This is a genomic window from Aeromonas piscicola (genome assembly GCF_000820005.1).
GTDB lineage: Bacteria > Pseudomonadota > Gammaproteobacteria > Enterobacterales > Aeromonadaceae > Aeromonas > Aeromonas piscicola.
Genome location: NZ_CDBL01000057.1, coordinates 152,594 through 173,376 on the forward strand (window position 1 = coordinate 152,594; position 20,783 = coordinate 173,376).

Here is a 20,783-nt window from a genome sequence, read left to right on the forward strand (position 1 = left end):
GTTCGACTGCCCCGCCGCCGCCGTCACCCCGGCCATGCTGGCCGCCCTCTACGCCGGTGACCAAGAGGCCCTGCCGTGCATCGGCTGATGAGCCGCTGGCGCCATCCCCTGCCCTGGCTGCTGGCCCTGGTCGGCTACAGCCTGTGGCAGCAGGCCGACGGCTGGCTCGGCCTGCTCGATGGCCAGAGCTGGCGGCAGATGGGCAACTTTCTCGCCACCAGCTGGCCACCCCGTCTGGATCAGGACTTTCTGGCCCTGACCCTGACCGCCACCCTGGAGAGTCTGGCCGTGGCAACTCTGGGGCTGGCCGGTGCCCTGCTGCTCGGCATTCCGTTCGCCCTGCTCGGCTCCCGCGCCCTGTCGCTGGCCGAGCTGGGCCCCATCCCCAGCCCGCTGCGCGGCGCCTTGCGCGCCTTCAGCCGACTCATCGCCATTCTGCTGCGCAGCCTGCCCGAGCTCATCTGGGCGCTGCTGTTCGTGCGCCTGTCCGGGCTCGGCCCCCTGGCCGCCATCCTGGCCATCGCCGTCAGCTACGGCGGCATGCTGGCCAAGGTCTACAACGAGATCATGGAGAGCGGCGCCCTGCAACCGGCCCGCGCCCTGCTGCTCGGCGGCAGCGGCCGCCTGCAGGCGCTCTGCTACGGCGTGCTGCCTGCGGTGCGCCAGGAGCTGCTCTCCTACACCGTCTATCGCTGGGAGTGTGCCCTGCGCGCCTCCGTCATCATGGGCTTCGTCGGTGCCGGCGGGCTCGGCCAGCAGCTCGAACTCTCGTTGCGCATGTTTGCCGGGGGTGAGGTAGTGACCCTGCTGCTGGCCTTCATCCTGCTGGTGACCCTGGCCGACGGCCTCAGCGCCTGGCTGCGCCACACCCGCTCCCCCGGTCTGCAACTGCTGGCCTGCCTGGGGCTGGCCAGTGCCATGGCGATCTACCAGCTCGACTGGCGCATGCTGAGTTTTTCCCTCGGCGGGCTGGGCCGGTTCATTGGCGAGTTTCTGCAACCGGACTGGTCACGCCCCTTCTTGCTAACGGTCGGCACCGGCCTGCTCGATACGGTGCAGATGGCGCTGCTGAGTACCCTGTTGAGCGCCCTGCTGGCGCTGCCGCTGGCCTGCCTCGCCCGCCACTGCTGGCCACTGAGGCTGCTGTTCAACCTGCTGCGATCCGTGCCCGAGCTCATTTTCGCCAGCCTGCTGGTGATTGCGGTCGGGCTGGGGCCGGTGGCGGGCATACTGGCACTCACCCTGCACACCACGGGCGTGCTGGCCCGGCTGTTCGTGGAGACGCTGGAGAACGCGGATCAGACCCCTCGCCTCGCCCAGCAGTTGAGCGGCGCCGGCCCCGTTGCCAGCTTCTGGTACGGTCTGTTTCCATTGGTGTCACGCCAGTGGCTGGCCTACAGCCTCTATCGCGGCGAGATGAACCTGAGGGCCGCCACCATACTCGGGGTGGTGGGCGCAGGCGGGCTGGGGCAGCAGCTCTATGTGTCGCTCAGCCTGTTCCGTTACGATCAGGCGTCCACCCTGATCCTGGCCATCTTGCTGCTGGTCTGGCTGGCGGAGGGGATCAGCCGCCGCTCCCGGCTGCCGCGCCCCGCACCCGCCCAGCGGGACTGCCAGATCTGAATCGGAAGCAAGCTGCCAGCGTCGAGCCGGCCCCGATAAACAAAAAGCCCGCCGGTTTGCACCGGCGGGCTTTTTTCATGAGGTCAGGCAACCATCAGTCTTTCTTGGCCAGCAGGAACTTCACCAACTGGTTGAACTGCTCCTGGGAAGTAATGGATTCGATCTTCACCATGTACTTGCCGTTGACCAGGAAGGCCGGCACACCGCGGATGTTGTAGCTCTCGGTGTTGCGGTCAAACTGGGAAACCATGCCGGAGACGGCGAAGCTGTCGACGGCACCATCGAACTCTTCGGCCGGCACGCCGTTGTCCACGAAGATCTGCTTCACGTCGGTACGGCTCTGCGGGTACTGACGCTGGGTGTGGATCTTGTCGAAGATGGCCGGGGTCAGCTTGCCTTCAACATTCAGCAGGCTGGCAACGGCGTAGGCACGCTGCATCTCCGGACCCATCTCGCGGCCCAGGAAGGCCACCGGGTTTTTCTTCATCGGCACGCCTTCCGGCAGATTCTTCTTCAGATCCGCGGCAATCGGCTCGAATTTGGCGCAATGGGGGCAGTAGTAGGAGAAGAACTCCAGCACTTCAGGTTGGGCGCTACCCGTCTGTTTGACCACGTCGTAGTTAACGCCTTCCTTGAATTCGGGGGCGGCGTGAACCATGGGGATCATCAGCATGGCAGCGAGGAAAAATAGTACTTTTTTCATGACGTTTCCTGTTAAGGGATCACTGTGAGGCACGCCCGGCGAACCGAAGCAGTGCCAAGCCTATTGTGTCGCCATGCCGGCGTCAATGGCAAAGGGCCACACCGGCAGGCTCAACGGCGGCGAGTGCCATCGACTGACAATCGCCATGGCCATATGCCGACGGCCCACCGCATCTCCCTTTGCTCACCACCCCGGCATCAGCGTCAGAGGCGGTGCCTTGAGCGCCTCCAGCTGGTCGTGCGGCAGGCATGGTGATCTGCTCTGCATCACCACCCCGGCGTCAACGTCAGAGGCGGTGCCTTGAGCGCCTCCAGCTGGTCGTGCGGCAGGCATGGTGATCTGCTCTGCATCACCACCCCGGCGTCAGCGTCAGAGGCGGTGCCTTGAGCGCCTCCAGCTGGTCGTGCAGTATGGCGATCTGCTGGCGCCAGTAGTGGTCGGTATTGAACCAGGGAAAGTGGCGTGGAAATGCCGGATCTTCCCAGCGCCGGGCCAGCCAGGCCATGTAGTGGACGATGCGCATGGCCCGCAGCGGCTCGATCAGCGCCAGCTCACGCGGGTCGAACTCCATGAACTCCTCATAGCCGGCCAGCAGGGTATCGAGCTGGATCAGCTGCTCGTGACGCTCGCCGTTGAACAGCATCCAGATATCCTGGATGGCGGGACCGGTACGGCAGTCATCGAGATCGACGAACATGGGACCGTCGCGCCAGAGGATGTTGCCCGGGTGGCAATCGCCGTGCAGGGAGATCTGTGCCACATCCAGGGTCATGGCGTCACAGACGTGCTTGATCAGCTCGTCGAGCACGCCGAAGAAGGACTTGGCCAGCCCGCTCGGCAGCCATTCACCGGACGCCAGCAGCTGACGCGGTTCGTGCAACATGCTCTCCACATCCAGCCGGACCCTGTGATGAAAGGAGCGGCTGGCGCCTATCTGGTGAATGCGGCCGAGATAGCGCCCCACCCACTCCAGCTGATCCAGGTTGTCTACCTCGAACTGGCGGCCACCCACGCTCTGCCAGATGGCGAAGGGGTAGCCCTGGTGCTCCAGCAGGGTCTCGCCGGCGAAGACGATGGGGGCAGCGACCGGGATCTCCGCCTCATTGAGGCGGGCGGCAAAGTCGTGTTCTTCGAGGATCTGGGCCCGGCTCCAGCGACCGGGACGGTAGAACTTCACCACATAGCGGCGGCGCTCCTCGTCCTGAAACTGATAGACCCGGTTTTCGTAACTGTTGAGTTCGATGAGGCCGGAGTCGAGTCGCAGACCGCTGAGATCCAGCGCGTCCATGATGAGATCGGGATTGAGGTCGGAATAGTTGAAACGCATGTCATCCACCATTAAAAAGGGGCGCCGTTGCGCCCCATTCTATCACCACTAAGCTCAATGGCGTTCCAAACCAATCAGTTGCACCAACTATTCCCATTACAGCCGGCTGATAAACTTGCTGGCCTGGCGCAGGATGCCCTTGCTGTCATCGGCTGCCGCCCCATCTCGTTTCAGCACGAACTGTATATCCAGGGTCGGCTTCTTCAGGTTGAAGGGGTCGACCGCCACGCTCACCGGCAGGGTGTAGATCTCGCCCGCCTTCAGGGTCACTTCGCGGGGGCCGAACCACTCGTGCTCCGGCAGCCCTTCCACATCCAGCTGATAGGTCTGGGCATGCAGTGTCTTGTTGAGGATCTTGAGGGTATAGGTGTTCTCGATGAGCCCCTCGCTGTTCTCGCGGAACAGCTGGTTGCGATCCCGCAGTATATCGAGCCCCATCGGCATGATGGACATGGCGTTGTAGACGAACACCCCCAGCATGATGACCATCACCAGGCCATAACCGAGCAGCTTGGGCCGCGCCACATGGGTGCTGTTGTGGGCCAGCTTGTGCTCGGTGGTGTAGCTGATCAGCCCCTTCGGATAGCCCATGCGATCCATGGTCTGGTCACAGGCATCTACGCAGGCGCCGCAGTTGATGCACTCGTACTGCAGACCGTCGCGGATGTCGATGCCGGTCGGGCAGACCTGCACGCAGAGATCGCAGTCAATGCAGTCACCCAGCCCCAGCGCCTTGGGATCGGCCTTGCGGGCACGGGCTCCCCGGGTCTCGCCACGCTTGGTGTCGTAGCCGACGATGAAGGTGTCCTTGTCGAACATGGCGGACTGGAAGCGGGCATAAGGGCACATGTGGATACACATGATGGCGCGCATCCAGCCAGCGTTGCCGTAGGTACAGGCGGCGAAGAACAGCACCCAGAAGATGACCCAGCCGCTCGCCTGCAGGGTAAAGAAGTCAGGCACCAGCTGGAACACATCCTGGAAGTAGGCGACGAAGGTGAGACCGGTACCCAACGACAGCAGGATCCAGGCCAGATGCTTGGCGCCCTTGCGGGCCAGCTTCTCGCCACTCCAGGGAGCCGCATCCAGCTTGCGCCGCTTGTTGGCGGCGCCTTCCAGCTTCTCTTCAAACCAGATGAACATGAAGGTCCATACCGTCTGCGGGCAGAGATAGCCACACCAGACCCGGCCGAGGAAGGTAGTCACGAAGAAGAGCGCGAAGGCGGCGATCATGAAGATCCAGGCCAGCAGGGTCAGGTCCTGCGGCCAGATGGTGGCACCGAAGATGTGGAACTGCTGATGGCCGATATCGAACAGCACGGCCTGACGACCGTCATAACGCAACCAGGGCAAGGCGACGAAGAGCACCACGAAGAACCAGCCCATGGCCTTGCGCACCCGCTGCCAGTAGCCGGGTTGCGCCCTCACGTAGATGCGGTTGCCGGGATTGAACCTGTCGTCGCTGGCTTTGAAGGTATTGGGGTTGTACGTCCCCGTTACATCGCCGGTGACATCCTTGATATCGATTTTTTCATGATCGGCCATTGCAAGACACAGCTCCCTTATTTGTTATGGGGCGGATTATATCTTAAACAACCTGCTAATTGTGTGGGTAAAATGTATCTAATGTTCGAGTGATGTCGCAATTTCAAGCAACAAAAAAGGCGTGTCGCCAGTTGACGAAACGCCTTTCTTAGAGATTCCTCTGAACACCACAAAAGGCTCCAGCTGGAGCAATCTTTACTTGATGCCGCGGGCCTTGAGCAGGGCTTCCTTGAAATCGGGTACATGATCCTTGGCCAGGCCGGGGATCATCGCCTGCTTGTCGGACTCCCGCATCTTGAGGTGGTAGATCAGCATGTCGTCGGTCAGGTCGGACAAGGCCCCCTCATAGCCTGCTTCCGCCGCCAGTTTGGCAACGAACTGCACCAGGCTGAGGTCCTGTTCCTTGATCCAGGCAGGCTGCAACAACTCCAGCAGCTCTTCGATACGATGACATTGCATAGACAACCTCTTTAAATCTGTCATGTGAAACTCAGGCAACCTTACCCATCAAGGCTACTTCGATACGATCCCGCCCATTATGCTTGGCCTGATAGAGGGCCGCATCCGCTTTTTGGATAAGCTCCGCGATGGAGCCGCTCTGATCCGGCACCAGGGTTGCCACCCCGAAGCTGCAACTGACCCGGCTGGAGACCAGGGATTTCTGGTGGGGAATGCCCAGTTCCTTGAGCGCCACCCGCACGTTTTCGGCTATCTGCAGCGCCCCCTGCATGCTGGTACAGGGCAGCAGCAGAGCAAACTCCTCCCCGCCGTAGCGAGCGGCGAGATCATCCTCGCGGCGCTGCACCTCGGCCAGCAGGCCCGCCACCTGCTGCAGGCACTCATCCCCCAGCTGATGACCATAGAGATCGTTGAACTGCTTGAAGTAATCCACATCCACCAGCACCAGTGACAGGGGCGCCCGGGCGCGATGACAGCGGCGCCAGGCCCGCTCCAGGCTGTAATCCAGATGGGCGCGATTGGCGATGCCGGTCAGGCCATCCAGCCGGGAGGTGAGCTTGAGGTGCTCTGAGACCGCCTTCAGCTCGGCCACCAGATCGGCGTTGGAGAAACGGTGATAGAGGGAGGCGACCTGATCCCGCCGCAGACGGCGCAGCAGGGTCGGCAAGAAGACAAACAGATAGCCCGCCAGCATGCAGGAGACGATCCGCTCCTGCTCGTTGCCAGCCCCCAGCTCGAACAGCATGGCAAGCCCGAGCGGCAAGACGGCGCCGTAGAGTGAGCGGCGGCTGCCAAACAGCATGATGGCGCTGCCGGTGAGGATCAGGCTGGAGAGCATCATCATGGCGGCGCGATAGGTATCGGGCAGCTTGTCCATGTAGAGCAGCACGCCGAGCGCCCAGATGATCGAGGTGATGGTGACCCCGATGAACAGCTCGCGCTCCAGCACCGGCAAGGGGATCTGCGCCAGCCTGGGCTGACGCCAGCGCAGGTGCCAGCCGCGACACAGCAGCTGCAGGCTGACCAGTGCCAGCCAGCCGAGCGCCTCGCCGGCGGGCAGGTAATCGTGGAACAACAGGCTCCAGCCGAGCGCCAGCAGACCCAGGCAAGGCAGGCTGAATGAGGCGTGAGTATAGAGCTGGGCCATGATGGCCTGCTTCACCTGGCGTGTCACACTCTGAGTCAACTGCGTACTCCCTGTACAAGAGCCGCACAGTCTACCACTACCCCTTCCGGGCCAACAATAAAACGTCTGTTATTAAGCGGTGTCTCAGCCACGCTCCAGCTCGTCCAAAATCGGACACTCGGGGCTTTCATCCCCGTGGCAGCAGCAGACCAAGCCCTCGAGGGAGACCAGCATGGCCTGCAAGCCAGCGATGCGAGTACGCAGATCGACTATCTTCTCCTGCGCCAGCTTCTTCACCTGGGCACTGGTTCTGTGTTCGTCCCGGTAGAGCGCCAGCAGCTCCTGGCACTCCTCCAGATTGAAGCCTGTCTCCCGCGCCCGCTTGACGAAGCGCAGCTCCCGCAGCGCCCCTTCCGTGTAGCTGCGATAGCCGTTGTCACTGCGTACCGGCGCCGAAATGAGGCCGATGCTCTCGTAGTAACGGATGGTCTTGGTGGTCAGCCCCGTGGCCTTGGCAACCTTGCTGATGTTCATTGATGACTCCTTACGAATCCAGGTGAGCGCCGGCATGGGTGCCCGCCTTGGGCTGCCAGCGTTTCAGTAACAGGGAATTGCTCAATACCGTGATGCTGCTCAGGGCCATGGCCGCCCCCGCCAGCTCGGGGCTGAGATAGCCCAGTGCTGCCAGTGGAATGCCGATGATGTTGAACACGAAGGCCCAAAACAGGTTCTGCTGTATGGTGCGCCAGGTGGCCGCCGAGATGTCGATGGCATCGGCCACCAGCCGTGGATCCGATCTCATGAGGGTGATGGAGGCCGTCTCCATCGCCACGTCCGAGCCGGAGCCCATGGCGATGCCCACGTCCGCCGCCGCCAACGCCGGGGCGTCGTTCACCCCATCCCCCACCATGGCCACCAACCCGCGGGTTTGCGCCCGCAGCGCCTCCACCTTGTCTACCTTGCCGGCGGGCAGCACAGAATCGAACGCACCATCCAGCCCCAGCTTGGCGGCGATATGGGCTACGGGTGCTGGCGCATCGCCGCTCACCAGCCAGCTGGCGATGCCGCGCTGGCGCAGGGTAGCGATGGCTTCCGGACTCTCGGGGCGCAATGTATCGGCCAGGGCGGCGATGCCGACGGCCACGCCGTCGATGGCGACCCAGACCCGGGTCGCACCGTCAGCAGGCTGTTCATCCTGCTGCGGTTGATCAATGCCGAGCTGAGCCAGCAGGGAGGCGTTGCCGATGGCCACCTCATGGCCCGCCACCTGGCCTTTGATCCCGGCACCGACCCGCACCTCGACCTCCTCCGGCTGGGGCAGCATCACGTCTGTGCCGACCGCCTCACGCATGGCCAGTGCCAGCGGATGCTCGCTCGCCTGCTGCAAGGCGGCCGCCAGCCGCAACTGCTCGTCATTGCCGCTCCAGCTCGCCAGCACGGGCCGCCCCTGAGTGAGGGTGCCTGTCTTGTCGAAGATGAGCGCCTTGATGGCGTGGGCCTTCTGCAGGGTATCCACGTCTTTGATCAGAATGCCGTGACGGGCCGCCACTCCGGTGCCGGTGACGATGGCTGCCGGCGTCGCCAGCCCCAGCGCACAGGGACAGGCGATCACCAGCACGGCCACGGCGGCCAGCAGCGCCTGACCGAAGTCGTTGCCGATGGCGTACCACACCAGCAGGGTGAACAGGGCTATGGCCATCACCACAGGCACGAACACGGCGGACACCTTGTCCACCAGTTGTTGCAGCGGTGCCTTGCCCATCTGGGCGCTCTCCACCAGGGCGATGATCTTGCTGAGGCTGGAATCCTCCCCCACTGTGGTGGCTTCGATCTCCAGCACGCCGGAGCGGTTGATGGCGCCGCCCAGCACGCCCTCCCCGATACCCCGCGGCACCGGCAGGCTCTCGCCGGTGAGGATCGACTCGTCCAGCTCGCTCGCGCCGCTCACGATTCTGCCATCCACCGGCACCCGCTCGCCCACCAGCACCCGCAGCCGATCGCCGCGCAGTACCTCGTCAATGGCCAGGCTCTGCCAGCGCTCGCCACGCCAGACGGTGGCGGTTTCCGGCCGCAGCGCCATCAGCTCGCGAATGGCGGACTGGGTGCTGCGGCGGGCGCGGGCCTCCAGCAGTTTACCCAACGAAATGAGCGTGATGATGATGGCGCTCGCCTCGAAATAGAGTTTGCCGCTGGCGGCCATCCCCAACGTCAGCAGCAGGTAGAGGCTGTAGAAGTAGGCGGCACTGGTGCCGGTCGCTACCAGCACATCCATGTTGGCCGCGCGGTTCTTGAGGGCAAGCCAAGCGCCGCGATAGAAGCCGGCCCCGATCCAGAACTGCACCGGGGTGGCGAGCACCAGCTCCAGCCAGGCGGGCATATGCCAGGGCAGCAAGCCCGCCATGGCGATCATGCCCACCAGCAGCGGCAGGGTCAGCAGGGCCGACATAACAACCTGAAGCAACGCCTTGTGCGCGGCGGCGGCTTCCTGAGCCTCCCGCGCCTGCAACTGCTGGCGGCGACCGCTGGCAGAGCCCTGCGCCAACTGGGCTCCAAAGCCGAGCTCCTCTATACGTTCGCGCAACGAGGCCGGCGTCTGCATACCCGGCACCAGCTCGATGCGGGCCTGCTCGATGGAGAAATTGACCTCAGCCGAAATAACGCCAGGCAATGCCGCCAGCATCTTGTTGAGACGTGCGGAGCAACCGGCACAGGTCATGCCGCTGATCTGGAAGGAGAGGGTCTCGTGGCCGTAGCCATAACCCTGCCCGGTAATGCTGTCGAGTACTTCGGGCAAGCGGGCCGGGTCACCTAGCTCGATGGCCGCCTGCTCCAGCGCGAAGTTGACGGTGGCCGTTACTCCCTCAAGCTGGTTAAGGGCAGTGCTGATGCGGCTGGCGCAATTGGCGCAGCTCATGCCGCTGAGCGGCAGTTGCAGATGAATGGGGTCTTGAATCTGGGTGGTCATGGTGTTCCTCCTCGGAACCAATCGGCCAAACTGGCTGCCGACCGACAAACCCTAACCTTTACTGTAAGGGTAAGCTCAAGCCACGACACGCACTTTTTAAACATAAAAAAACGGCGCCCGCCCCCTGCCGGATTACTCGGGCAAGAGGCGAGCGCCGATGCATGGCTTGTTAGCGCTAGAACAACGGGCGATTAGATACCGTACTGGGCGCGATAAGCCTGCATGGCTGCCAGTTGTACCGCCAGCTCAGGCTGCTCTGTCTGTTTCTCTTCCAGATACTGGATCAGGTCGCTCATCTGGATGATGGCGATGATGTGGGCGCCGTAGTCACGCTCCACCTCCTGAATGGCGGAGAGCTCACCCTTACCCTTCTCCTGACGATCCAGCGCGATCAATACGCCAGCCAGGGAGGCACCGTTGGCCTGGATCAGATCCATGGATTCGCGGATGGCGGTCCCGGCGGTGATGACGTCATCCACCAGCATGATGCGCCCCTTGAGCGGGCTGCCCACCAGATTGCCGCCCTCGCCGTGATCCTTGGCCTCCTTGCGGTTGAAGCACCAGGGCACATCCACATCGTGTTGCTCCACCAGCTGCACGGCGGTGGCGGAGGCGATGGGGATCCCCTTGTAGGCCGGGCCAAACAGCACATCGAATTCGATGCCGGCATCCATCAGGGCGGCGGCATAGAAGCGGCCGAGGCGGGCCAGATCGCGGCCGCTGTTGAACAGACCTGCGTTGAAGAAGTAGGGGCTTTTACGACCGGATTTCAGGGTAAATTCACCGAATTTGAGGACCTGTTTCTCCAGGGCGAACTCGATAAATTGACGCTGGTAGGCTTTCATTCTGGCTCCTTGCTTGGCTTGTCGTTTACTTGTGTGGGGGTATAAAAAAACGCGGCCAATGCCGCGTTTTTAAAATCAGGAGAGTGACTGCTTCTGCAGCGCAATGATCTCTTCAATGCCGCCCTTGGCGAGCCCCAGCATCGCCAGCAGCTCCTCATGGGTGAAGGGCTCGGCCTCCGCGGTGCCCTGCACCTCTATGATGCGACCATCTTCGGTCATCACCACGTTCATGTCGGTCTCGGCGGCGGAGTCTTCGATGTACTCCAGATCGCAGATGGCTTCACCCTGATACATGCCGACGGAGACGGCGGCGATCATCTGCTTGAGCGGGCTCTGCTTGAGCATGCCTTTCTCGACCATCCAGTTCAGCGCATCCACCAGCGCCACGCAGGCACCGGTAATGGAGGCGGTGCGGGTGCCGCCATCGGCTTGCAGCACATCACAGTCAACTGTGATGGAGTGCTCGCCCAGCGCAGTCAGGTCTACCGCCGCACGCAGGGAGCGGGCGATCAGACGGGAGATCTCCAGAGTACGGCCACTCTGCTTGCCGGCGGCCGCTTCGCGGTTCATCCGGGAGTGAGTGGAGCGCGGCAGCATGCCGTATTCGGCAGTGACCCAACCCTGACCCTTCCCTTTCAGGAAGCGCGGTACGCTGGTGTCGACGCTGGCGGTGCAGAGCACGCGAGTGTTACCGAACTCCACCAGCACTGAGCCTTCTGCATGTTTGGTGAAATTGCGGGTAATGGTAACCGGGCGAAGTTGCGCGGCACTGCGATCGCTTGGACGTGACATGGAACGGACCTCTGGGCTGGCTCAAATTGGCGAAGGAGTATAAGTGATCCAGCCCCAAATATCAGCCGCTAAGAAGCCGTTCATGATCGGTCAAGAGCAGTCATCTCAAAGGTGAGGAACCACGCAGAAACCGGCGCCTATCACCCTCGTTCATGAGCCAGGGCAGCACCGGGCCTGGCTCAACACTGTCCCACAAAAGCCGGAACAGGTTCTAAAGCCACGGCTATGGCTGACGGGACAAGTCTGGCTGAGTATACTGGCCGCACACTTCATCAAGCCCGGAACAATCAATGATTCACAGCATGACCGCCTACGCCCGCAAGGAATTCAAGGGCGACTGGGGCACAGCCGTTTGGGAAATTCGTTCGGTCAACCAGCGCTATCTGGAAACCTATATCCGTCTGCCGGAGCAACTGCGCAGCCTGGAGCCGGTGCTGCGTGAGCGTTTCCGTGCCAAGCTGCAACGCGGCAAGGTGGAGTGCAACCTGCGTTTCGAAGCCGCTCAGGCCGCCGCCAGCCAGCTGCACATCAATGAAGAGCTGGCCAAGCTGATCATCGACAGCGCCAACTGGGTAATGAAAGAGGCGGGTCAAGGCCAGCTCAACCCAGTCGACGTGCTGCGCTGGCCGGGTGTCATGGCCGCCGCCGAGCAGGACATGGACGCGGTTGCCACCGAGCTGCTCGGCGGGTTTGACCAGACCATGGAAGACTTCATCGCCTCCCGCGCCAGTGAAGGGGCCAACCTCAAGAACTTGATCCAGCAGCGTCTGGATGGCATTCAGGTGGAAGTGAAGAAGGTGCGCATACACCTGCCGCAGATCATCGAGTGGCAGCGCCAGAAGCTCACCGATCGCCTGACCGAGGCCAAGGTGGAACTGGATCCGGCCCGTATCGAGCAGGAAATCGTGCTGCTGGCCCAGAAGATCGACGTGGCCGAAGAGCTGGATCGCCTGGAGATGCACATCAGCGAGACCATCAAGATCATGAAGAAGGGGGGCGCCTGTGGTCGCCGTCTGGACTTCATGATGCAGGAGTTCAACCGCGAGTCGAACACGCTGGGCTCCAAGTCCATCAACGCCGAGGTGACCCAGTCCGCCGTCGAGTTGAAGGTGCTCATCGAGCAGATGCGCGAGCAGATCCAGAACATCGAGTAATGAATGCGAGAAGCCCGTCAACGACGGGCTTCTACTCCATGCCTGCACCACACCGCAATTGGCTTGAGCCAGATCGTATTTTCATTCCTGACCGACAGCATCTGACTCGCTTGTGCGGTATGCTGTCACGCTGATGCTCAACAACGACCTCTATTGAGGCCTGCCTTATGAAATACCTTGTAGTACAAACCAAACAGATAGGGGATGTGCTGATCTCCACCGCGCTGTGCAACAACCTCAAGCAGAACGATCCAACCGGGGAAGTTCACTATCTGGTCATGGATTATTGCGCGGGTATGGCGCAGGGCAATCCCAATATCGATCGACTCCTCATCATCGAGAAAGCCAGGCGCAACGACTGGCGCTACATGAAAGACCTGCTGCTGGCTATCCGCCGCGAACACTATGACGTGGTGGTCAACAGCCAGGGCCAGATGATAGGCCTGCTGACCTGCCTCTTCTCCGGCGCCAGGTTGCGGATAGGATTTGACTCCTTCCCCTGGCGGCTCGGCCACAACCGCATAGTGCGCTTTCGCAAAGACACCGAATTCCAGGGCAACAGTACCCTGATCGACGACCGCTTCTCGCTGCTCAAACCGCTCAAACTGGCCAAAGAAGATCGCAATTACCATCTCTGGCTGAGTGAGGAAGAAAAACAGCAGGGACGGGAAACCTTGCAGGCGGCCGGCGTCGATCCCGCGCGACCCTTGATCGCCATGGGCGTCAACTCGCTGGGGCACTACAAGCGCTGGCCCATCGACTGCTTCGCCCAGGTTGCCCAGTGGCTCATCGAACAGCACAACGCACAGATCCTGATCTACTGCGGGCCGGGAGAGGAGGAGTACAACCGCGGTCTCAAGCCGTTGCTGTCTGCCGCCTTGCAGGCCAGCGTGTTTGATCAGATCAAGACCCGCTCGGTACGGGAACTGGTGGGGCTGTTTACCCATTGCCAGCTGTTTGTCGGCAACGACACCGGCCCCCGACACATGGCGCAGGCCATAGACCTGCCCCTGCTGACCATAGTGGCCCCCGGCGGCGACAAGATCATCGCCAATCCGGTCAACCACCCCCGCTATCAGGCCATTGATATCTTCGATGCCAAGGGCGCCGACTTCCAGCTGCCGCAAAATGCGGAGAAAGACTTCATCGATGAAACCCTGTTGCGCGCCATCACGCCTGAGCTGGTGATTGCCCGACTGACAGCGCTGCCTGATTGGCAAGTAGCCACTGCCTGAATAGCCGGTCGAACTCGGTCAGGTTGAGAGAGTTGATGTCCTGTTCGCGGAGATTCTCCGAGAACAGCACGGTCGCTGACGGGGAGTTGGGATGCCACTCCAGGAAATTCTCGTTGCCACCCCCTATGTCCGGGTTGTAGAGACCCAGAATGGGTTGCTCCAGCCCGGCCGCGATATGTATGGTCGCCGTATCCACCGAAATGAGGCCCTGGCTCTGACGCAACTGGGCAAACAGGCCCGCCAGCGAGGGCGCATCGGGTGACAATACCATGCGCTCGGGTCGGGTGAGCCCGGCCCGGATCCCCGCTACTTCAGCCTCCATTCCCGGCGGATATAGCAGGCAGATGGCAAATGGGCAGGCGTCCAGCATCCTCTCCAGCATCTGCCGGATCAGCTCAGGCTTCAGACGGCGGGAGCTGCCGCTGCCATAAGGGTTGAAACAGAGCACGACATCATCTGGCCACCAGCTCGCAACCGACGCTTCCTGACCCAAAGCGGGGATGATGTAGCGCTGATCCGGGTCTGCCACTCCGAGTCGATTCAACAGCAGGGCAAACTTGTCGGAGAAGTGCATGCCACTGGACGCGGCTCCCAGCTTGAGATTGATGGCCTTCAGGGCATCGTCCATGCCGGCGACCCAATCTGCCCTGACCTGGCTGATGAAAAAGATATCCTTCATCTTCAACATCTTGCCAAAATGAACCAGGCAACCGACCTCCCCCAGTGACTGTGCCAGCCGCCTGAGTTGACAATAACCGGGGCGCTTGGGCACCTCGATGACCCTATCCATGCCGAAATGATCGCGAAACAGGGGAGCCATGGCTGCCGTTGTCACGATCCACACCTCACGCGCCGGGTTGACCCGCTTTAGTTCGCGGGCCACCCAGGACGAGACGATCGCATCGCCCAGTTTGGCATCCCAGCGCAGCAGGACGACTTTCCCCTCGCTCTCCCTGGTGGGTTCAGGCCGTTTTCGATCAAACAGGAACCGTCCCATCTTGCGGCGAAGAATGTCACGCTTGAGTTGCAGGTCGTTGATTAATGACATGAATCCACCAGGATGGCCGTTGAATTGGGAAGATATGATAACAGTCTGACGCAACTACAGCGCCATCAAGGCATCGACCTGACGGCTGATCTCGACAGGCGAAAGAGCGGAAAGGTTGTCCGTGGTCGATCTCAGGATGATATTGCGGCCAGAGAGCGGAATAAAGGCATCGCGCCAGGACTCGTTGTTCATCAACACCAGAGTCGGCACGCCGAACGAGGACGAGATATGGATGATGGAGGTGTCGGTCGAGATGACACCCTGCGCATCCTTGATAATCTTTGCCGCATCGAGAATGGTGTCGGGAAACAGGGCTGTCATATCCTGCCGCTGGCATGCCAAAGGACGCTTGGAGAAGACCAGATAGGAAACCCCGGGATACACCGGCAATTGGGCCAGAATATCGTTGATTTGCTCATCCGCCATCGAATTGCCCACCTGGCTGCCCGTCAAATTGACCAGCAGATAGCGCCCATAACCACTGGTATCCAGCTTCGTATTATAAGGAGACGGGATAGTGACGGCCGCACCACTCTGCTCGCCTACCACACTGAGCATCCGATACACAAAATGATCCTGAGTGGGGCGCGACGGAGCCAGGGTGGCTTTTTCGTTGAACAGGGGCAGCAGTTTTTGCTGCTGCAAGCTCTTGAAACGCAGGGGGAGTGACAGCAGACGACCATTTGCCAGAGAGAGCATCTTGGCCATGGCGATATCATCAGGTTCATCAAACATATTGATGACGACATCGTATTGCCGTTGTCTGAGCTGACGGATCTTGTGCCACATGCTCAGTGGCAGCAGGGTGTCATTGAGGGTGATCACGTGGCACTGATCGATGCCTTGAACAGAGGCGGCCAGCACTTCATTGCGCTGACTGCAAACAAGGTCGATCCTGGCAGTGGGATACTTGTTCCTGATCCCGTCTATGGCAGGCAAGGACAGAATAAAGTCGCCGATTGCGTCATAACAAATCACCAGAATACGGGTCGGTTCCGGCTCTGCAGCACGTGAAATGGCAAGAGGCTGACTGCCAATCATCCACTTGGCAATCTGATTGATGAGCAATTTTTTGAAATTCATACGTTATCCAGAATACAACAGCCTATCTTCTACCCCGTGTTGTCAGGGGTTATCCACTGACATGACAGAGGCATTATCATTCAACCCATGCTTATTCCAGATAGTGGCCGTAAGCCCGATCATCAATCGTGGTGGTAAAGAGATCCACATCCAGACAGCAGGGCTCTACACCGGAGGCGGTCAGGCCATTAAGCTGCAGGCGGCCAGTCAGATAGTCAGAAGGCATGCGTAGCGGATACGCACATTGCAATAATTTAGTCGCACCGGCGAGGCTCAGAACATACCCAGCAGTCGACAGAACTCCTCTCCTGGAGGAGCGGCTTGGAGTCAGGTATCTGGCAAGGCGATAACCGCCAGGCAAGGGTGAGAGGAATGGCCAACGCTTGGCTTTGCCATGATGCAAGAAGACGATATCCGAATTGCAGGAGTGCACGATCGTCTCGATGATAGCTTTGCTGTGCATGTGAAGATATATGTCATCCTCCAATACCACACAGCGTTCAATACCCTCAGCCACGATGCGCTCATAAACACGGATATGGCTCATGGCACAACCAACCTCACCAAAACTCAGCGCGTGACCGCACACCTCTTTGGCCAGCTCCAAATCAACCTTTGCAAGTTCCGTACTGCTCAATGCTTTCCCATCAGTCGCATCTACAAACTCGAAATTGATGCCCAGATGCGCCATCTGCTGTACAACCATCGCCCGCCGTTCGAAACTGCGAGCCAAACTGATGACAAAAACCGGAATCATCACGTACAGGTATCCTTTTTAAACTCATGGGCAAACCAGATGAAAGCCAGGCTGAGCGTGTACAAATAAAGCACTCCCTGATGTTCAAATGGGACATCGCTCAGCGAGTTGATTGCAAACGCCAGAGGAACCAATACACCTGCAGAAATCCTGTTTATATTTTTAGCTGCAAGATAAAGTGGCAGGCCAAGAAATATCATCAATGCAACAAATCCGATGCCGCCTCGAACCACTAGGTTCTGCATATATTGATTATGCGAGTGGACCAGCGCCGGATGAAATATCAGGGGAGAGACCTGATGATTATTGACCTGGGTTTGTTTCAATGCGTCGAAGCCATCAGTGCCCACTCCTGCCACAGGCGAATCCAAAAAACCCAGCCAGGCACTCTGCCAGGCAATGACACGCAGACCCCACGATGAATCGTACGAGCCCTTTTCTGCCGAGTTGATATCCGAGACCGCCTCCGCGACCCGAACCTGAACCAGCTGATTGGTATGATAAATGGCGCCCGTCGTGGCCGTACACAATATGGCTACCGCAACGTATTTCCACGGCTTGAAATAGGCCTTGTAACAGATGACGTAGGCAAGAATGACCCCGAGGGCAAGCCAGACCCCCCGGCTCTGGGAGAGATAAAGCGCAAACAGGGCCGCAATCAGGCCAATCAGAGCCCCCCTCCGAAACCATCTAGGCAGCCATCTCTGCTGAAAGACAAACCAGTTGAGGATTGCCAGCGTCAATGCCGCTTGTGAAAAGAGAATCGCGTTGGTAAACCCTTCAACCCTTGCAATACCGTGCTGATACTGCCAGATACTGAGGATGCCCAGTCCCATCCCGCCCAGGACGATAGCCAGATAACCCAGCATCAATAGAATTGGCTTGCGCGGCATCATCAGTGCAAAGATAACAACATAAAACAGCCCGCGCATGACTCCATATTGATCACCATGAATCAACCGGTTTACGAAAATCATGGCGGCATACACCACCAGTCCCCAGAGAATGCGGCGATCTTTCAGTCCAGCATCTTGTTGCTTGCCGACAAAGTAGTTCAGCAAGCCAAATATGCCGGTCACGGCCAGCAGATTGGATTCAATGCTCTGGCCGGCAGGTACCAAAAAAAGGCCACAAAAGGAAAAAATGATGGTCAATGCAAACAGGGCTGTAGTGGTTCTATCGAGCAGATAAAGGCATCTGATGGGCATTAATCATTATTTCCTGAAGACATAGTTACCCCGGATTTTGCGCCACAGGCCAAAAACATCGGTACGAGGGAAAATGGCGACGCGACGGATCCGGTAAGGATCCTGATGCATGGCTCTGGGACCACTGTTGGTCGCCACGGCAAAACGGTAGCCTGCTGCCTGAGCCTGCACCTTGGCGCTCTCATCCATATCCCCATAAGGGTAGGCGAACGACAGCAGAGAGTGACCTAGCAAGGCCTCGAGTTGTCGTTTGTTTTCTCTTATTTCATGGGCTTGCCGCTCAGGAGAGAGCTCGCTCAACCTGGGATGAGTCAGAGTGTGGCCACCGACCTCCACATGGCCAGAGGCCACAAGGGCCTTTATCTGCTCCCCATTCATCAGGGAAACCTGGGTATCCGGGTTGGTGGCATGCTCCACATCCCAGCGATTATGCGCCTCTCCGGTCACCACATATACCACGGCTTTGTAACCGTATTTTTCAAGCAACGGCAGCATGCGCGTCAGGTTGTCCTGATAGCCGTCATCGGCGGTGATCATCAGGTACTTCTTGCCGTATTCAAGACGATGGATAAAGCCCCTGTCCGCCAGATCGCGGAAAATCAGAGTTTCATAACCCAGCCATTTCATTAAACGAAGATGCTTCTCGAACATGGCAATAGGCATCCAGGTACCATGAACCCCCTTCTCGCTGTCATGCTCGATAAAGCGGTGGTACATGATGACAGGCATCTCGCGGCGCAGGGTCTCGACCACGGCATCCTGATAGACACACTCCAGCCCGGATACTACTTTCTCCAAGCCGTACTCATCCTGAATGCGCAGGCGAATGGCCTCAGGCACACTCTTGCTGGCCAACGCGGGTGCTATCAGTGTCTTCAAGGCGCTGAAGTCGATCGCCAGATCCTTGGGGCCTATGTCACCAAAGTTGCTGGCCAGCGCCTCCGCCAGATTCTGTTCGGTCACCAGACCAATCGCCTTGGCCTCACCGATGGCAAAAGCGGGACGCCCGCACAGCAACGCCTCCATCGCCACCCGGCCTGCACCGATCACCAGATCACATCCCGCCAGCAAGGCAGGGACATCATCCACATAACCGACGAAATCGACCTGACTCTGAAAGCGGTGGAAACGCTCAGGCAGCTGGCTGCCACTCACCACCCTTACCTGACAGGCATCCAGATCCAGCACCTCGTCCAGCAGACGATAGCAGAGCTCGCCCTTGGGGCCGCTCAGCCGCCCTATGATGGCGATCACCGGCGTTGCATTGTCCGGTGCTGGCACTGGCTGAAACTTGTCAGTCTCGATGCCGTTGCGCAGCACCTGCACTATGGCCGGATCCACCCCCAGATTGTCGATGATCTGGTGGGCAATATCCTCGCAGACGGCCACTGCCCTGAACCCGAGTGCATGGAAAGCCTTGCGGGAGGCATGCACCGGCTGGCGGCCATGTACCGTGGTGACCATGGGAGTGCCGGTCAGCTTGCAGGCAATATAGCTGCTCCAGCCGGAGGCTCGGGAGTGTGCATGCACTAACTGGATATGGTGCTTCTTGATGAGGTAGATGAGATAAAACACATGCCAGAAGCGGCGCAGTATGCTGCGCTTGTTGAAACGCAGCTTGAACACGGGGCCCTGGGTAGGCTTGGTCAGCGTGTCCGATACGTAGAAAACCTGATGACCACGTCGGGTCAATTCGTTACCGACCGTGGTGGCATAGACCTCAGCTCCCGTCACTTCGAGCTGGGAGAGTGCCATCAATATGTTCATGGAAGCGTATCCGATTGACGGGTGGCCAGGGGCCACCCGTCAGAGGGGGATCAAACCCGGTTCAACCAGGCCATGTAATCGGCCACGCCTTCGGCCACAGTCTTGAACTCGGCGTCATAACCGACACCGCGCAGCCTGGTCATGTCTGCCTGGGTGAAGCTCTGATAGCGACCCTTGAGGTGATCCGGGAAGGGAATGTACTCGATTGCCCCTTTCTGATGATGCTGGATCACGGCTTCGGCCACGTTCTGGAACGGCTCGGCACGACCGGTACCGCAGTTGAAGATGCCGGAGTGCTGCGGGTTCTGCCAGAACCAGAGGTTCACCTTGCAGACGTCATCCACATAGATGAAGTCACGCATCTGGCCACCGTTCGGGAAACCGTCACAGCCTTCGAACAGCTTGGGATTCTCGCCCTTCTTCACCTGGGTATTGAGGTGGAAGGCAACGGAAGCCATGGAGCCCTTGTGTTGCTCGCGCGGACCGTAGACGTTGAAATACTTCAGACCCACGACCTGGGAATTGATCTCCGGCATCCAGCGGCGCACGTACTGGTCGAACAGCTGCTTGGAGTAGCCATAGACGTTGAGCGGCTGCTCGAACTTGGGATCTTCGATGAAGTTGTCGTTGCGGCCACCGTAAGTGGCGGCAGAAGAGGCGTAAATGAAGGGAATTTCACGCTCGATGCAGTAGTGGAACAGATCCTTGGAGTACTCGTAATTGACCTCCATGATGAACTTGCCGTTCCACTCAGTGGTCGCGGAGCAGGCTCCTTCGTGGAAGATCACCTCGATGCCGTCGTCCCACTCTTCAAACTCGTCACCGGAGACGATCCGCGCCTGGAACTCGTCCTTATCCATGTAATCGGCAATGGTCAGATCGACCAGGTTGACGAACTTGGTGCCGTCGGTCAGGTCATCGATGACCACGATATCGGTCCGTCCTTGAGCGTTCAGCTGCTTGACCAGATTGCTGCCGATAAAGCCAGCACCGCCAGTTACTACGATCATGGAGTTTGCCTCGCGTACGTTGATGGTCACGTGTGACTGCTTGTTAAAGCTGTGTATAGTGAGCCAATTTGAAATTGCCGAAAAGTTTATCACGGGCCGCAAGGGGATTCGACCTTGATGCAACGGGCCCGTCAGA

At 59.6% G+C, this 20,783-nt stretch carries 18 protein-coding genes; 3 read left to right on the forward strand and 15 right to left on the reverse strand.

The genetic code is table 11. The features are described 5' to 3' along the window. Nucleotides 1–87: 87 nt before the first annotated feature. Nucleotides 88–1,623 carry a phosphonate ABC transporter, permease protein PhnE gene (gene phnE, locus BN1128_RS15635; RefSeq protein ID WP_042870454.1) on the forward strand — a complete coding sequence of 512 codons (1,536 nt, stop codon included), beginning with the start codon at nucleotides 88–90 and terminating at the stop codon, nucleotides 1,621–1,623. Between the two features lie 94 nt (nucleotides 1,624–1,717). Here phnE and BN1128_RS15640 read toward each other — a convergent pair whose 3' ends face one another. From BN1128_RS15640 to rph, 9 genes are all read right to left on the reverse strand, one after another. Then, nucleotides 1,718–2,326 (reverse strand): thiol:disulfide interchange protein DsbA/DsbL, encoded by a 609-nt coding sequence (locus BN1128_RS15640; RefSeq protein WP_042870394.1) that lies wholly within the window; start codon nucleotides 2,324–2,326, stop codon nucleotides 1,718–1,720. Between the two features lie 349 nt (nucleotides 2,327–2,675). Then, complete coding sequence (locus BN1128_RS15645) at nucleotides 2,676–3,665, reverse strand: serine/threonine protein kinase (protein WP_042870396.1); 990 nt, start codon at nucleotides 3,663–3,665, stop codon at nucleotides 2,676–2,678. An 84-nt stretch (nucleotides 3,666–3,749) separates the two neighbouring features. Beyond that, the gene (gene ccoG / locus BN1128_RS15650) at nucleotides 3,750–5,198 is read right to left on the reverse strand and encodes a cytochrome c oxidase accessory protein CcoG (protein WP_042870398.1); all 1,449 of its coding nucleotides are present in this window, start codon (nucleotides 5,196–5,198) and stop codon (nucleotides 3,750–3,752) included. 195 nt (nucleotides 5,199–5,393) lie between these two features. Continuing rightward, nucleotides 5,394–5,657 (reverse strand): YihD family protein, encoded by a 264-nt coding sequence (locus tag BN1128_RS15655; RefSeq protein ID WP_042870400.1) that lies wholly within the window; start codon nucleotides 5,655–5,657, stop codon nucleotides 5,394–5,396. Nucleotides 5,658–5,688: 31 nt separating this feature from the next. After that, on the reverse strand, nucleotides 5,689–6,843 hold the full coding sequence (locus BN1128_RS15660) for a GGDEF domain-containing protein (RefSeq protein WP_042870403.1): 1,155 nt from the start codon (nucleotides 6,841–6,843) through the stop codon (nucleotides 5,689–5,691). 84 nt (nucleotides 6,844–6,927) lie between these two features. After that, complete coding sequence (gene cueR, locus BN1128_RS15665; RefSeq protein WP_042870405.1) at nucleotides 6,928–7,317, reverse strand: Cu(I)-responsive transcriptional regulator; 390 nt, start codon at nucleotides 7,315–7,317, stop codon at nucleotides 6,928–6,930. Between the two features lie 10 nt (nucleotides 7,318–7,327). Next, complete coding sequence (locus BN1128_RS15670; RefSeq protein ID WP_042870407.1) at nucleotides 7,328–9,748, reverse strand: heavy metal translocating P-type ATPase; 2,421 nt, start codon at nucleotides 9,746–9,748, stop codon at nucleotides 7,328–7,330. A 191-nt stretch (nucleotides 9,749–9,939) separates the two neighbouring features. Further along, nucleotides 9,940–10,593: an orotate phosphoribosyltransferase gene (gene pyrE, locus BN1128_RS15675; protein ID WP_042870409.1), complete on the reverse strand. Its 654-nt coding sequence runs from the start codon at nucleotides 10,591–10,593 to the stop codon at nucleotides 9,940–9,942. A gap of 75 nt (nucleotides 10,594–10,668) precedes the next feature. Beyond that, nucleotides 10,669–11,385: a ribonuclease PH gene (gene rph / locus BN1128_RS15680; RefSeq protein WP_042870411.1), complete on the reverse strand. Its 717-nt coding sequence runs from the start codon at nucleotides 11,383–11,385 to the stop codon at nucleotides 10,669–10,671. A gap of 290 nt (nucleotides 11,386–11,675) precedes the next feature. Here rph and BN1128_RS15685 point away from each other — a divergent pair, with 290 nt between their 5' ends. Both BN1128_RS15685 and BN1128_RS15690 read left to right on the forward strand, forming a co-directional pair. Further along, nucleotides 11,676–12,539 (forward strand): YicC/YloC family endoribonuclease, encoded by an 864-nt coding sequence (locus BN1128_RS15685; RefSeq protein ID WP_042870412.1) that lies wholly within the window; start codon nucleotides 11,676–11,678, stop codon nucleotides 12,537–12,539. A gap of 167 nt (nucleotides 12,540–12,706) precedes the next feature. Further along, nucleotides 12,707–13,774 (forward strand): glycosyltransferase family 9 protein, encoded by a 1,068-nt coding sequence (locus BN1128_RS15690; RefSeq protein ID WP_042870414.1) that lies wholly within the window; start codon nucleotides 12,707–12,709, stop codon nucleotides 13,772–13,774. On the opposite strand, the gene BN1128_RS15695 is transcribed toward BN1128_RS15690, so the two are convergent. The 6 genes from BN1128_RS15695 to rfaD all read right to left on the reverse strand — a co-directional run bounded on the left by BN1128_RS15695 (nucleotide 13,710) and on the right by rfaD (nucleotide 20,647). After that, nucleotides 13,710–14,822 (reverse strand): glycosyltransferase family 9 protein, encoded by a 1,113-nt coding sequence (locus tag BN1128_RS15695; RefSeq protein WP_042870416.1) that lies wholly within the window; start codon nucleotides 14,820–14,822, stop codon nucleotides 13,710–13,712. The genes BN1128_RS15690 and BN1128_RS15695 overlap by 65 nt on opposite strands. A gap of 54 nt (nucleotides 14,823–14,876) precedes the next feature. Beyond that, nucleotides 14,877–15,905, reverse strand: coding sequence for a glycosyltransferase family 9 protein (locus BN1128_RS15700; RefSeq protein ID WP_042870418.1), 1,029 nt, complete (start codon nucleotides 15,903–15,905; stop codon nucleotides 14,877–14,879). A gap of 91 nt (nucleotides 15,906–15,996) precedes the next feature. Then, nucleotides 15,997–16,662 carry a glycosyltransferase family 25 protein gene (locus tag BN1128_RS15705; RefSeq protein WP_042870420.1) on the reverse strand — a complete coding sequence of 222 codons (666 nt, stop codon included), beginning with the start codon at nucleotides 16,660–16,662 and terminating at the stop codon, nucleotides 15,997–15,999. Beyond that, entirely contained in the window at nucleotides 16,662–17,870 is a 1,209-nt protein-coding gene (locus BN1128_RS15710) for an O-antigen ligase family protein (protein ID WP_042870422.1), read from the reverse strand. Before BN1128_RS15710 ends, BN1128_RS15705 begins: the two co-directional genes overlap by 1 nt. Before the next feature lie 6 nt (nucleotides 17,871–17,876). Then, complete coding sequence (locus BN1128_RS15715) at nucleotides 17,877–19,637, reverse strand: bifunctional glycosyltransferase family 4 protein/polysaccharide deacetylase (protein WP_042870425.1); 1,761 nt, start codon at nucleotides 19,635–19,637, stop codon at nucleotides 17,877–17,879. Nucleotides 19,638–19,687: 50 nt separating this feature from the next. Next, nucleotides 19,688–20,647 carry an ADP-glyceromanno-heptose 6-epimerase gene (gene rfaD / locus BN1128_RS15720; RefSeq protein WP_042870458.1) on the reverse strand — a complete coding sequence of 320 codons (960 nt, stop codon included), beginning with the start codon at nucleotides 20,645–20,647 and terminating at the stop codon, nucleotides 19,688–19,690. Nucleotides 20,648–20,783: the final 136 nt, after the last annotated feature.

What these genes read in the sequence shown, in the direction of transcription:
- cueR (WP_042870405.1), bottom strand. Translation starts at nt 7,317, where the DNA reads ATGAACATCAGCAAGGTTGCCAAGGCCACGGGGCTGACCACCAAGACC.
- pyrE (WP_042870409.1), bottom strand. Translation starts at nt 10,593, where the DNA reads ATGAAAGCCTACCAGCGTCAATTTATCGAGTTCGCCCTGGAGAAACAG.
- rfaD (WP_042870458.1), bottom strand. Translation starts at nt 20,647, where the DNA reads ATGATCGTAGTAACTGGCGGTGCTGGCTTTATCGGCAGCAATCTGGTC.
- phnE (WP_042870454.1), top strand. Translation starts at nt 88, where the DNA reads ATGAGCCGCTGGCGCCATCCCCTGCCCTGGCTGCTGGCCCTGGTCGGC.
- rph (WP_042870411.1), bottom strand. Translation starts at nt 11,385, where the DNA reads ATGTCACGTCCAAGCGATCGCAGTGCCGCGCAACTTCGCCCGGTTACC.
- BN1128_RS15695 (WP_042870416.1), bottom strand. Translation starts at nt 14,822, where the DNA reads ATGTCATTAATCAACGACCTGCAACTCAAGCGTGACATTCTTCGCCGC.
- BN1128_RS15655 (WP_042870400.1), bottom strand. Translation starts at nt 5,657, where the DNA reads ATGCAATGTCATCGTATCGAAGAGCTGCTGGAGTTGTTGCAGCCTGCC.
- BN1128_RS15715 (WP_042870425.1), bottom strand. Translation starts at nt 19,637, where the DNA reads ATGAACATATTGATGGCACTCTCCCAGCTCGAAGTGACGGGAGCTGAG.
- BN1128_RS15685 (WP_042870412.1), top strand. Translation starts at nt 11,676, where the DNA reads ATGATTCACAGCATGACCGCCTACGCCCGCAAGGAATTCAAGGGCGAC.
- BN1128_RS15700 (WP_042870418.1), bottom strand. Translation starts at nt 15,905, where the DNA reads ATGAATTTCAAAAAATTGCTCATCAATCAGATTGCCAAGTGGATGATT.
- BN1128_RS15645 (WP_042870396.1), bottom strand. Translation starts at nt 3,665, where the DNA reads ATGGTGGATGACATGCGTTTCAACTATTCCGACCTCAATCCCGATCTC.
- BN1128_RS15640 (WP_042870394.1), bottom strand. Translation starts at nt 2,326, where the DNA reads ATGAAAAAAGTACTATTTTTCCTCGCTGCCATGCTGATGATCCCCATG.
- BN1128_RS15710 (WP_042870422.1), bottom strand. Translation starts at nt 17,870, where the DNA reads ATGCCCATCAGATGCCTTTATCTGCTCGATAGAACCACTACAGCCCTG.
- ccoG (WP_042870398.1), bottom strand. Translation starts at nt 5,198, where the DNA reads ATGGCCGATCATGAAAAAATCGATATCAAGGATGTCACCGGCGATGTA.
- BN1128_RS15690 (WP_042870414.1), top strand. Translation starts at nt 12,707, where the DNA reads ATGAAATACCTTGTAGTACAAACCAAACAGATAGGGGATGTGCTGATC.
- BN1128_RS15670 (WP_042870407.1), bottom strand. Translation starts at nt 9,748, where the DNA reads ATGACCACCCAGATTCAAGACCCCATTCATCTGCAACTGCCGCTCAGC.
- BN1128_RS15705 (WP_042870420.1), bottom strand. Translation starts at nt 16,662, where the DNA reads ATGATTCCGGTTTTTGTCATCAGTTTGGCTCGCAGTTTCGAACGGCGG.